Below are 12639 nucleotides of genomic sequence, written 5' to 3'. Positions count from 1 at the left end.
AAAACCCAATAGCTGTAAGCTTGGTAAATGAATTACTGATGACTTATATTGTCATGTAATACCTTGGCTAACAACGTTAAAGGCTCTTGTATATAGGACAAGAGTAACGCGAATTTGACTGATATATTGCTATTTTTTTGTATTGTAAAATAAGTTTTATGATCTCGCTAGCAAAAACCTTGAATATTGGCCATTTCTGGTGATTATGATCACAAATGATAAGGTTTTAATTTGCGGAGCAAAATTAATGTCATAAACTGAACAGGACTAAATTGAGCGACTAAAAAAAGTAGCTCTGCAAACTACAAAAAATCCTATAGGGGGAACTTAAGGTGAATATTCTCGGATATGCGCAGAAGTTAGGTAAAGCTCTTATGCTACCTATTGCAACGCTTCCCGTTGCGGCGCTCTTACTACGTTTAGGTCAAGGCGACTTGCTTGACATTCCATTTATGGCGCAAGCTGGTGGTGCGATCTTCGGTGAACTTCCACTTCTGTTTGGTCTTGGTATCGCGATTGGTCTTTCTAAAGACGGTCAAGGTGCTGCTGGCCTAGCCGGTGCGGTTGCTTACTTTGTATTAACCGCCACAGCAACAACAATTAACGCTGACATCAACATGTCATTCTTTGGCGGTATCATCGCTGGTATCATTGCTGGTCACTCTTACAATGCTTTCCATGCAACTCGTCTTCCTGAGTGGCTCGCATTCTTCTCTGGCAAACGTCTCGTTCCTATTATGGCCGGTCTGTTTGCGTTAGTAGCTGGTGCGATAGCTGGTGTGGTTTGGCCTTCTATCCAAGGTGGCCTTGATGCACTTGCACATGCAGTATCAACGTCTGGCTCTGTTGGTCAGTTTGTTTATGGTACGCTAAACCGTGCGCTTATCCCTGTCGGCCTTCACCACGTTCTGAACTCATATTTCTGGTTCGGTATGGGTACCTGTCAAGAAGTTCTAGTCACTGGCGCGCAAGCGGCGGGTAATGCACTTCCTGCACTTCAACAATTGTGTGTAGACCCTGCACTAGCGAAGACATTAGTTGCTGGTCAAACTCATACATTTGAATTCGCTAACGCTGTGAACCCAGAAATCACTGCGACTGTAAAAGAAGTGACTGAAACTGTTAAATCTGGCGACTTACACCGTTACTTCGGTGGTGATAAATCTGCTGGCGTATTCATGAACGGCTTCTTCCCTGTGATGATGTTTGGTCTACCAGGTGCCGCTCTTGCAATGTACCTAGCAGCGCCTGCTGAAAAACGCAGCCAAGTTGGTGGCGCATTGTTCTCAGTGGCTTTCTGTTCATTCCTAACAGGTATCACAGAGCCGCTAGAATTCATGTTTGTATTCCTAGCTCCAGCCCTATACGCGATGCACGCGGTATTTACAGGTCTTGCTCTAGTGGTTGCTAACATGTTTGGTACGCTACACGGCTTTGGTTTCTCTGCAGGTCTTATCGACTTCGTATTGAACTGGGGTCTAGCAACTAAACCAGTTACGCTACTTATTATCGGTCTAGCATTTGGTGCTCTATACTTCTTCACCTTTACCTTCGCAATCCGCGCTTTCAACTTGAAATCGCCAGGCCGTGAAGATGATGACGAAGAGACATCTGTAGCCCCAGCTGCTGACGCGAAGAAAGGCGACCTAGCGCGTCAATACCTTAAAGCTCTTGGTGGTCATGATAACCTGACTTCGATTGATGCTTGTATCACTCGCTTACGTCTAACACTTAAAGATCGCTCTGTTGCTGATGAAGCGGTACTTAAGAAACTTGGCGCTAAAGGGGTAGTGAAACTGGGTGAAAATAACCTTCAAGTTATCCTTGGTCCTCTAGCAGAAATCGTCGCTGGCGAAATGAAAGCCATTGGTGCGAACGATGACCTGTCTGATGTAAAACTACCATAATCGTTTCATTGCGAATTCGGTAGTCACCAAAGCCTCCTTCGGGAGGCTTTGTTATTTTTAGTGGTAAAACTTTGCATAAATTGGTTGCAGCATTCGCTGGAGAGGCTTAGTCGAGTTAGTTTTGCGCCTTATCATAGTAATTGATGGATTATTTACGCTTTAACGTGCGGTTGTAGTTGTGTATTACTAAAGAATTGTGGATCATTAGTCGCTATGTGCTCTGAGCATTTTTAACGCCCTCAGAGCGGAATTTATCTGACAATACTAAAATAATTGAGGTGCTATAGATGAGTGAAGCTGAAGCTCGTCCATCGAATTTCATTCGCCAAATCATCGATAAAGATCTAGCGGATGGTAAACACACAAGCGTGCATACTCGTTTCCCCCCAGAGCCAAACGGCTATCTACACATTGGTCACGCTAAGTCAATTTGCTTGAACTTTGGTATTGCTCAGGACTATCAGGGTAAGTGTAACCTTCGTTTTGATGACACAAACCCAGAAAAAGAAGACGTTGAATACGTTGAGTCAATTAAGAATGATGTAAGCTGGTTAGGCTTCGAATGGGATGGTGAGATCTGTTACTCATCAAACTACTTCGATAAGTTGTACGGCTATGCAGTGGAATTAATTAACAAAGGCTTAGCGTACGTTGAAGAGCTAAGTCCAGAGCAGATCCGCGAATACCGTGGTACGTTGACACAACCGGGCAAACCAAGCCCATATCGCGATCGTACGCCTGAAGAAAACCTCGCACTATTTGAAAAAATGCGTGATGGTGGATTTGAAGAGGGCAAAGCGTGTTTGCGCGCTAAGGTTGATATGAGCTCTTCGTTCATGGTGATGCGTGATCCTGTGATCTACCGTGTGCGTTTTGCAACTCACCATCAAACCGGTGACAAGTGGTGCATTTATCCTATGTACGACTTTACTCATTGTATTTCGGATGCACTTGAAGGGATTACACACTCACTGTGTACTCTAGAGTTCCAAGATAACCGCCGTTTGTACGACTGGGTGTTAGAAAATATCACGATTGACTGCCAGCCTCGTCAATACGAGTTTAGCCGCCTGAATCTTGAATATACCGTGATGTCAAAGCGCAAGCTAAACCAACTCGTGACTGAAAATTTGGTTAATGGTTGGGATGATCCACGTATGCCGACCATTTCAGGTCTTCGTCGTCGTGGTTTCACACCGGCGTCTATTCGTGAGTTTTGTAAGCGAATTGGTGTCACCAAGCAAGAGAACATGATCGAGTTTAGTTCATTAGAATCGTGCATTCGTGATGACTTGAACGAAAACGCTCCTCGCGCTATGGCTGTGCTAGATCCGGTCAAAGTTGTGATTGAAAACTTTGCTCAAGATAGTGTTGAAACGCTAACGGTTGCTAATCATCCGAATAAGCCTGAGATGGGTGAGCGTCAAGTTCCGTTCACTCGCGAAGTATGGATCGAGCGTGAAGATTTCCGTGAAGAAGCAAACAAGAAATACAAACGCCTTGTTCTAGGTAAAGAAGTACGTCTTCGTGGTGCGTATGTGATTAAAGCTGAGCGTATCGAGAAAGACGACCAAGGCAACATCACAACGATCTTCTGTAGTTACGATGCTGACACTTTGGGCAAGAACCCAGAAGATGGTCGTAAAGTAAAAGGCGTGATTCACTGGGTATCGGCTGATAAAGGTCTACCGGCAGAAATTCGTCTCTATGATCGTCTGTTTACTGTGCCAAATCCAGCGGCAGCAGATAACTTTGCCGACACGATTAACCCAGAATCGCTGCTCGCAGTTAAGGGTTATGTAGAACCGAGTTTAGCCAGCGCGCAAGCGGAAAAAGGCTATCAGTTTGAGCGTATGGGCTATTTCTGTGCTGATGGTAAAGATTCTAAGCCACAAGCATTAGTCTTCAACCGCACGGTTGGTCTACGTGATACTTGGGCTAAAATCGAGTCTAAATAACGTTAAAAAGATAAATGCCAGCGTTGAGCTGGCATTTATTCGATCAAACTAGTCAAAAAAGGCGCTGATGAGCGCCTTTTTTATTATCTTGCTTTGTGAGCGTTAGGATCGTTTTTACAACTACCATCAATACACTTGCCGTACAAATAGAGGCTATGGTTGGTTAGAGTTACGTTGTATCTTGCCGCGATCTCTTTTTGACGCTCTTCAATTACGTCGTCTGAAAACTCAATGACCTCACCACAATCTAGGCAGACAAGGTGGTCATGATGGTGCTGAGTTGATAGTTCGAATACTGACTTACCACCTTCAAAGTGATGGCGTGTCACGATACCGGCGTCATCAAATTGGTTTAAGACACGGTAAACGGTAGCAAGACCGATCTCTTCTCCTAGATCAATCAGCTTCTTATATAAATCTTCAGCGCTAATATGTTGGCATTCTGGTTGCTGTAGTACTTCTAAAATCTTGAGTCTTGGTAGAGTAACCTTAAGACCAGCATCCTTTAGCGCTTGGTTATTGTCTGACATATACTTTCCTGTTGATGATCTGCAGTAATTAACAGAATTCAATATTGCTATCATTATAGGGCAGTAGCTACTAACAATAAACCACGAACTTCAAGGGGTTACTACTCTTTTTTTATAAACTAGTGTGAGGTCACTGATAAACGACATCCGACCAGTTACAATTATGCAACATTTATTGAGTAAATCATCTTTAGGAATGAACGATGAATAAATCATTGGCAAAAGTCTACAAGCCTGGCGTGGTTAAGTTTGCGCTCAATTCGTGGCCACCATTTTGGGGCTCAGGAATCAAAATCCTTTCGATTAGTGATGATTTTCGTCAAGTGAAAATGCAGCTTAAGCTACGTTGGTGGAATAAAAATGCCAATCGAACCCAATATGGAGGAAGCATTTTCTCACTCACAGATCCCGTGTACTCGTTAATGCTAATGGGGATACTAGGTGAGCGCTATTACGTGTGGGATAAAGAGGCAAGTATTAACTTTATCAAGCCAGGACAAAGTGACTTGTATGCCGAGTTCTGTGTCACTCAAGATCAATTGCAAGATATCTTGGCCAAAACCGCCGAAGGAGATAAGTGTTTCCCTGAATTTATTATCTATGTCAAAGATAAACACGGCAGCGTAGTTTCCGAAGTGCAGCGTAAATTGTATGTGCGCAAAAAACCGCAGTTTAGAGAAGAAGAACAGCAACAAACGGCATAAAAAAACCTCCCAGCGGAGGTTTTTAATCGATGAGGCATTAGCCTTCTAGTTCAGCTAGACACATCTCATCATAAATTTGCTTACACCAGTTTTTCACGCGTTCTTCGGTGAGTTCTGGTTGACGGTCTTCATCGATACATAGACCAACGAACTGGCTATCATCACTTTCAACCAGACCTTTAGAAGCTTCGAATTCATAGCCTTCGGTTGATGTGTAACCTAGGATTGTACCGCCTTTCGCTTCAACGATATCGCGTACAGTACCCATTGCGTCACAGAAGTACTCTGCGTAGTCTTCTTGATCACCACAACCAAAAATTGCCACTAGCTTGGTCGAAAAGTCGATTTGCTCAAGCTCAGGGAAGAAATCATCCCAGTCACATTGTGCTTCACCGTAATACCAAGTCGGGATGCCAAGTAGCAGAAGATCAAAGTTGTCGATATCTTCTTTGCTGCTTTTGGCAATATCTTGAACGTGAACCAGTTGTTTACCCAGTTGCTTTTGAATCATCTTTGCTACAGCTTCAGTATTACCTGTATCGCTACCAAAGAAGATGCCTACACTTGCCATAAATTCGTTACCTTTACTCAATTATGTTGTGACTGTGGCGCGTCAGCCTATGCCACCACCTTCCCAGCTCATCTGAATAATGCCTTTGGCAATAAATCCAGCGCAGCCTAGGAATAGGACTAACCACACAATGCGACGACCGAAAGGGGGGACATTTCCCGCTTTTAATACATCTTTTATCGCCATCCCTATTAAGAAAAAGATAGACGCAAAAAGTAGATCGAGACCGATAGACTCGAGCATATTCATGTAGTCGTAAAGCATGCAATCCCTTTGTGCCAAATTACTTGGGCCGAACTATACCATTGTTGCTAGATAAAGTTAACGATCAGAGCACTACGGATATCTCATTCTGTTTTACGCAATGAATTTACGGATCGCACGCAGTACTTCCGCGGGTTTTTCGGCGTGTAACCAATGACCCGTATTGGCAATGACGTGCGCTTTGGCGCGACTAAACTGCTTTTGAACCTCTGGTTGGTGCTCTGCAGTTAGGTAGTCAGAATCGCCTCCTTTGATGAACAGGGTCTCAATGGCAGTCGCTTTTATCGGTTGCCAGTCGAGAATATTCCAGTAGTTTTTAGCTAAGCTCTCGACATTAAATCGCCACGCTAAGTGTTGACCTGAGTTATAGAGCGATTTACTGAGAAATTGGCGCACACCTTCAAGTTCAATGTGCTCGGCCAACATCTCGAGCGCATCTTTACGGCTGCTTGGCTTGCGCTCGATGACCGCATGCAGGCCATCAAATACATTATCATGGCGGCTTTGGCTGTATTTCACAGGTGCCATGTCCAACACTAATAATTTGCCGATCTGCTCACCTGCAATCTCAGCTAATTTCATTGCAACTTTGCCCCCCATCGAGTGACCAATCACTATGGTGTCGGTAAGTTCGAGGTGTTTAAGTAGCCGTTGTACATCCAGAGCCATCGAGGCGTAGTCGTGTTGCGGCGAATGGAACGATGCGCCATGATTGCGAAGATCTAAGCTGATCACGCGGTGATCGGCTTTAAGATCGCGAGCAAGTAGGCCAAGGTTGTCCAAATTACCAAATAATCCATGGATCAGAATGATAGGTCGACCCTGACCTTCTTCTTTATAGTTGAGCAGTTGTGACATTTTTATTTTATTCGTGACAGGTTAACCGTAGAGTCTCTTTAAAGATCTCGCTATAATCCCTCAGAGTTTAAACATAGAGATTGTGAAAAGCGAATGAAAACAATTGAGGTTGATGAGGATCTATACCGTTACATCGCAAGTCAAACCCAGCATATTGGTGAAAGTGCCTCGGACATTTTGCGTCGTTTATTGATGACAGACGCACCTGCCCCAGTTGCTCAGCCGCAGGAGATGACACAAGCTAAAGGTGTGGTGGTGAGTAAAGACGCAATAAAAGAAGAAACGTTCGACGGCGTTAAGGAAATGCGTTCGTTACTGATTTCCGATGAATTTGCTGGTCTTAAGAAAGCGATTGATCGCTTTATGTTGGTTTTATCCACGCTGCATCGCATTGACCCAAATAGCTTTTCTGAAGCGACTCAAGTGAAAGGTCGTAAACGCGTTTACTTCGCTGACAACGAGCAAATTTTGCTAGCGAATGGCAACACCACCAAGCCAAAGGCTATTCCTGCTTCACCTTTCTGGGTAATCACCAATAACAATACCAGTCGTAAAAGACAGATGGTTGATCAGTTGATGGCAAGAATGAATTTCCCAGCAGATTTAATTGAGAAAGTGACGAACTCAATTTAAATAATTCTGATTGAAACCTCATAATGCGTGATTTGATTATCGTATTATGAGGTTTTTTGTTTTTGTAATTTAAGAAAGGATGTCAACATGGCGATGCACCCACGAGCGGGACAAAAAGCTCAGCAACAAGATCTTCATAATATTCCAGCCCTAGTTTCTAATTACTTCCTTCTCCAACCAAATCCAACCAAGTTAGAGTATAAAGTTGAATTTGGTACTTCTGGACACCGTGGTAGCTCAGATAAGTCGACCTTTAATGAGCATCATATTTTAGCGATTGCTCAGGCGGTGGCAGAAGTTCGTGCTGAAAAGGGCACTACAGGGCCGCTATTTGTTGGCAAAGATACCCACGCACTCTCAGAGCCTGCTTTTTCAACCGTGGTTGAAGTCTTGATTGCGAATGGCGTGACCGTGATTGTTCAACAAAACAATGGCTACACACCAACGCCAGGGATTTCGCACGCTATTTTGACTTACAACTTGCAACATGATGCGAAGGCCGATGGGATTGTGATAACACCGTCGCACAATCCGCCGCAAGATGGGGGGATTAAATACAATCCAACGCATGGTGGTCCGGCAGAAGGTGAGCTGACAGAAGCGATTCAAGATCGTGCCAATGCGTTGATCGCAGCCGGTTTAGTGGGTGTCAAACGCATGCCGCTCGACCAGGCAAAGGCCAGTGAGCTATTCGTTGAAATGGATTTGGTTAAACCGTATGTTGATGATCTGGTTAACGTCATTGATATGGAAGCGATTCAGAAAGCGAACTTGAAACTGGGCGTCGATCCGCTCGGAGGCAGTGGCATTGATTACTGGCGTCAGATTGGCGCAGCTTACCATTTAGATTTGACGCTTGTCAGTGAAGCGATTGACCCATCATTCCAATTTATGTCTCTCGACAAGGACGGCGTCGTGCGTATGGACTGCTCGTCTCCTTATGCGATGGCTGGTCTACTGGCGCTAAAAGACCAATACGATTTAGCGTTTGGTAATGACCCTGATTACGATCGCCACGGCATTGTGACACCAAAAGGGTTAATGAACCCGAATCACTTCTTGGCTGTGTGCATTGATTACTTGTACCGTCATCGCCAAGGTTGGGGCAAAGAGGTTGCCGTCGGTAAAACACTGGTATCGAGTGCGTTAATTGACCGTGTGGTCGCCGACCTTGGTCGTGAGCTTTGTGAAGTTCCGGTTGGTTTTAAATGGTTTGTCGATGGACTCTATCAAGGCAAGTTTGGCTTTGGTGGCGAAGAGAGTGCAGGGGCGTCGTTCCTGCGTAAAGATGGCACGCCTTGGTCTACGGATAAAGACGGTATCTTGCTTTGCCTACTTGCGGCTGAAATTACCGCTGTCACTGGTAAGAATCCGCAACAGTACTACGAAGAGTTGGCGGCCAAACATGGTGCGTCTGAGTACAATCGTATTCAGGCGGTGGCTAATGGCGCGCAGAAAGAGGTATTGAAAAAGCTTTCTGCTGATATGGTGACGGCGCAAACCCTTGCCGGTGAGGCGATCACGGCGCGCTTAACGCATGCTCCAGGTAATGGGGCCGCGATTGGTGGCCTTAAGGTGACAACACAAAACGGCTGGTTCGCCGCTCGACCTTCAGGTACCGAAGATATCTATAAGATCTACTGTGAAAGCTTTAAAGGTGCGGAGCACTTGAAGCAGATTGAAGCTGAAGCGCAAGAGATCGTTAATCAAGTATTTGCAGCCGCAGGTCTTTAATACCGTTCACTTATAATAATTTCAAGGGCTGACCATGTGTCGGCCCTTGTGGTTTTTATGTCTTTCCCGGCCAACTATCTGGCACCACAAACCAAAACTGGCCACTTGCGGTCTGTGCGTGAATAAAGCGACCATTGGGTTTTTCGACGGGGTTACCGATCTCAGTCTGTCCTATCGCCCACAAAGGTTTATCGAGCTCGTATAGTGGTTCGCCAATTTGCTCCCACTGATGTTGATAACACCAATGGCCTGAAATCTGACTTTGGTTGAGTTTGAGACCTAAACACTTGTCTGGGACAGGTTCTGGTGAAAACGGGTTGGTATAGAGTCTGCCTTGCAGCAACAGGTGTTCAGATAACCCCGTTAGTTGTGGATACTGAGCTAAGAACTCGGGTGTGGTGCTCATTTTAAGTTGGTGGGTTAACATCCGCTTAAGCTTTTTGTCGAGCTGATCATGTGCGTTAGGTCCGAACCAGGTTCCTTGATGAAGCAGGTAGAACTTTATCGCGACTTCCCAATGTTCTTGGCGGCGAGTTTGATGGTTATTGAGGATCAAGTCGATCGCCCCTAAGGTCTGACCGTTGTCTTTATTGATTTGCACTTCTTCTAGTTCAACAGAATAGCTCGAGGTATTGGTGAGCAGCTCGGTACATAAATGCTGATAGAGAAAGCCAAGCCTTGGGTTTCCGGAGTAGTCGCTGGTGTCGGTAGGGGAAAACGCCAGCTTTTGTAGAGACTCAAACGGGGCAATGCACTCGAATAGAGGGGGTGTGGTTGCGATCCAGTGATAGAAGCGTTGGTAAGGGCTCATCCTTTTACCTTAGTAAAACCAGTTATCACTATTGTAACCAGACCCTAGCATCACTGCTATGGTTGGAATACACTTTGCGACATAGAATCAAAGAGCGAGACGCTCATAAGTGATTGGAAGCTAAAATGAACATCTTACAATTAGAAAAAATATTAAATGAGAAACTATCGCCTCAGTTGATTAAAGACTACGCACCGAATGGCTTACAGGTTGAAGGTAAACCAACGATTAAGCGTATTGTTACTGGTGTGACGGCTTCACAAGCGTTGATTGATAAAGCCGTTGAACTTAACGCTGACGCGCTGCTAGTTCACCATGGTTACTTCTGGAAAGGTGAACCTGAGCCGATTCGCGGTATGAAAGGTCAACGCATTCGCACGTTAATCAAAAACGATCTCAATTTGTTCGGTTATCATTTGCCGCTTGATATCCACCCACAGTTGGGTAACAACGCGCAACTGGCTCGTTTACTGGATATCCAAGTTGAAGGTGGTTTAGAAGGGCATCCTCAATCTGTTGCCATGTATGGCCGACTAGACAAACCAATCACAGGCGCTGAGTTAAGCGCCAAAATCAATCGTGTGCTCAATCGAGCACCACTGCATATTGCGCCAGACAATGCGGATAAGTTGATCGAAACGGTCGGTTGGTGCACTGGTGGCGGTCAAGACTACATAGAGTTGGCAGTAAAACATGGCCTTGATGCCTTTATTTCGGGTGAAATTTCAGAACGTACGACCTATTCAGCTCGAGAGCAAGCCATTCACTATTTTGCCGCTGGTCATCACGCTACCGAGCGTTATGGGGTAAAAGCGTTGGGGGAATGGTTGGCCAGTGAACATGGTCTAGAGGTTGAGTTTATCGATATTGATAACCCGGTTTAAATCAGCAATGCTATTTGGTACCTACATTGTCAATTTGATATAAAAACAAAGGGTTGATGCTTATACATCAACCCTTATTCTTTCTAGCTTCTAGCTTCTAGCTTCTAGCTTCTAGTTACTCACGCTCATGCATTGGCGAAAATTCACGTTGAGCTTCACCAGTATAAAGCTGACGAGGGCGACCGATACGGTTAAGTGGGTCGCTATGCATTTCGTTCCAGTGTGCAATCCAGCCAATAGTACGTGATAAGGCAAAGATTACGGTAAACATTGAAACCGGAATACCAATCGCTTTCAAGATGATACCTGAGTAGAAATCTACGTTAGGGTAGAGTTTCTTCGACACGAAGTATTCGTCTGATAATGCAATCCGCTCTAGCTCCATTGCAACGTCAAGCAGTGGGTCTTGGATATTGAGTTCTTTAAGTACATCGTGACACGTTTCGCGCATCACTGTCGCGCGCGGATCGTAGTTCTTGTAGACACGGTGACCAAAGCCCATCAGGCGGAATGGATCGTCTTTGTCTTTCGCACGTTCAACGTACTCAGGAATGTTTTCAACGCTGCCAATCTCTTCTAGCATCTTCAAACATGCTTCGTTAGCGCCGCCGTGAGCAGGGCCCCAAAGTGACGCGATACCCGCTGCGATACATGCGAATGGGTTAGCGCCTGAAGAACCTGCAAGACGCACGGTAGAGGTGGATGCGTTTTGTTCGTGGTCTGCATGTAGAGTGAAAATCTTATCCATCGCACGTGCGACGACAGGATTCACTTCATATTCTTCACATGGATTAGCGAACATCATGTGTAGGAAGTTTTCTGCGTAGCTTAGATCATTGCGTGGGTAGATAAACGGCTGACCGATAGAATATTTGTAACACATCGCGGCAAGCGTTGGCATTTTCGACAGTAGTCGGTATGCGGTAATCTCGCGGTGAGTGTCGTTATTAATGTCGAGTGAATCGTGATAGAACGCTGCAAGAGCGCCAACGACACCACACATAACGGCCATAGGGTGAGCATCACGGCGGAAACCGTGGAAGAAACTGGCAATTTGCTCATGGACCATAGTGTGACGAGTGACGGTTGTCTTAAATTTCTCGTATTGTTCACGTGTTGGGGCTTCACCATAAAGAAGGATATAACATACTTCTAAATAATCAGCGTTGTTCGCTAGCTGATCAATAGGGTAACCGCGGTGCAAAAGAATCCCTTTGCCGCCATCGATATAGGTGATTTGAGATTCACAGGATGCAGTGGCAAGAAAACCTGGGTCAAACGTAAAGTAACCATTTGCTCCCAGTTTACGAACATCAATTACAGGGGTACCTAGCGCACCTTCCATAATCGGCAGCTCGATAGGCGCTTGACCTTCGACATGAAGGGTAGCTTTCTTATCTGCCATAACAATCTCCTTTGTTTATTATTTAATCCGTCCAGGATGTTTGTGTGACATTTTTGTACGTGTGTTCGTTATCAAAGTCAATTTTTCTCCTCCGATGTGTGCACTTGTTATGGTTTTTTGAACGTATAAGGTTAAAAATCTGGTCTGTGTAGCAAAAATTGTTACACCAATTGTATTAGAATGTTGCCAGCCGTATAGTGGCGCAGTAAATTTTGGTGAAAACCTTATAAATTCAAGGCTTGAAACAAATGTGAGGTGAAGTTTTAATCCTTGTTGTTAACAAATATTTTACAAAATACTCAGCGAATTGTTGCGGGTAAGTGTTAAATAAATGTTAACTTTTGTAGGTTTGCAATCAAAATTCGTTCATAACTATAAAT

Annotated in this window: 12 protein-coding genes; 6 read left to right on the top strand and 6 right to left on the bottom strand. The window is 44.8% G+C overall.

Annotated elements, in window-relative coordinates:
- The first annotated feature begins 332 nt into the window (after positions 1 to 332).
- Both nagE and glnS read left to right on the top strand, forming a co-directional pair.
- Positions 333 to 1907, top strand: coding sequence for an N-acetylglucosamine-specific PTS transporter subunit IIBC (nagE, locus tag BS19_RS17870; protein WP_038177188.1), 1575 nt, complete (start codon positions 333 to 335; stop codon positions 1905 to 1907).
- Positions 1908 to 2194: 287 nt separating this feature from the next.
- The gene (gene glnS / locus BS19_RS17865; protein ID WP_038177187.1) at positions 2195 to 3865 is read left to right on the top strand and encodes a glutamine--tRNA ligase; all 1671 of its coding nucleotides are present in this window, start codon (positions 2195 to 2197) and stop codon (positions 3863 to 3865) included.
- An 83-nt stretch (positions 3866 to 3948) separates the two neighbouring features.
- Here the strand turns inward: glnS and fcrX are convergent, their stop codons facing one another.
- Positions 3949 to 4395 (bottom strand): ferric iron uptake transcriptional regulator FcrX, encoded by a 447-nt coding sequence (fcrX, locus tag BS19_RS17860; RefSeq protein WP_038177186.1) that lies wholly within the window; start codon positions 4393 to 4395, stop codon positions 3949 to 3951.
- 203 nt (positions 4396 to 4598) lie between these two features.
- Here fcrX and BS19_RS17855 point away from each other — a divergent pair, with 203 nt between their 5' ends.
- Complete coding sequence (locus tag BS19_RS17855) at positions 4599 to 5099, top strand: DUF4442 domain-containing protein (RefSeq protein WP_038177185.1); 501 nt, start codon at positions 4599 to 4601, stop codon at positions 5097 to 5099.
- Positions 5100 to 5136: 37 nt separating this feature from the next.
- Here BS19_RS17855 and fldA read toward each other — a convergent pair whose 3' ends face one another.
- The 3 genes from fldA to BS19_RS17840 form a co-directional block, all read right to left on the bottom strand.
- Positions 5137 to 5670 (bottom strand): flavodoxin FldA, encoded by a 534-nt coding sequence (gene fldA / locus BS19_RS17850; protein ID WP_038177183.1) that lies wholly within the window; start codon positions 5668 to 5670, stop codon positions 5137 to 5139.
- A gap of 42 nt (positions 5671 to 5712) precedes the next feature.
- Positions 5713 to 5934, bottom strand: a complete 222-nt coding sequence (locus tag BS19_RS17845; RefSeq protein WP_038177182.1) for a DUF2788 domain-containing protein — start codon at positions 5932 to 5934, stop codon at positions 5713 to 5715.
- Between the two features lie 93 nt (positions 5935 to 6027).
- Positions 6028 to 6792 carry an alpha/beta fold hydrolase gene (locus BS19_RS17840; protein WP_038177180.1) on the bottom strand — a complete coding sequence of 255 codons (765 nt, stop codon included), beginning with the start codon at positions 6790 to 6792 and terminating at the stop codon, positions 6028 to 6030.
- A gap of 93 nt (positions 6793 to 6885) precedes the next feature.
- Between BS19_RS17840 and seqA the strand changes: the two genes are divergently transcribed.
- Together seqA and pgm are read left to right on the top strand one after the other, a co-directional pair.
- Complete coding sequence (gene seqA, locus BS19_RS17835) at positions 6886 to 7425, top strand: replication initiation negative regulator SeqA (protein WP_038177179.1); 540 nt, start codon at positions 6886 to 6888, stop codon at positions 7423 to 7425.
- Positions 7426 to 7512: 87 nt separating this feature from the next.
- Positions 7513 to 9159: a phosphoglucomutase (alpha-D-glucose-1,6-bisphosphate-dependent) gene (pgm, locus tag BS19_RS17830; RefSeq protein ID WP_038177178.1), complete on the top strand. Its 1647-nt coding sequence runs from the start codon at positions 7513 to 7515 to the stop codon at positions 9157 to 9159.
- A gap of 55 nt (positions 9160 to 9214) precedes the next feature.
- On the opposite strand, the gene BS19_RS17825 is transcribed toward pgm, so the two are convergent.
- Positions 9215 to 9970 carry a DUF1853 family protein gene (locus BS19_RS17825; protein ID WP_038177177.1) on the bottom strand — a complete coding sequence of 252 codons (756 nt, stop codon included), beginning with the start codon at positions 9968 to 9970 and terminating at the stop codon, positions 9215 to 9217.
- Positions 9971 to 10095: 125 nt separating this feature from the next.
- On the opposite strand from BS19_RS17825, the gene BS19_RS17820 reads away from it, so the two are divergent.
- Positions 10096 to 10854, top strand: a complete 759-nt coding sequence (locus BS19_RS17820) for a Nif3-like dinuclear metal center hexameric protein (RefSeq protein WP_038177176.1) — start codon at positions 10096 to 10098, stop codon at positions 10852 to 10854.
- A 115-nt stretch (positions 10855 to 10969) separates the two neighbouring features.
- Here the strand turns inward: BS19_RS17820 and BS19_RS17815 are convergent, their stop codons facing one another.
- A complete protein-coding gene (locus BS19_RS17815; RefSeq protein ID WP_038177175.1) occupies positions 10970 to 12259 on the bottom strand; it encodes a citrate synthase in 1290 nt (429 codons plus the stop codon).
- Positions 12260 to 12639: the final 380 nt, after the last annotated feature.

It is taken from the genome of Vibrio pacinii DSM 19139, assembly GCF_000711795.1.
Classification (GTDB): Bacteria; Pseudomonadota; Gammaproteobacteria; order Enterobacterales; family Vibrionaceae; genus Vibrio; species Vibrio pacinii.
The sequence above is the reverse complement of the archived record's forward strand: the minus strand, read 5'-3'. Positions and strand labels throughout refer to the sequence as shown.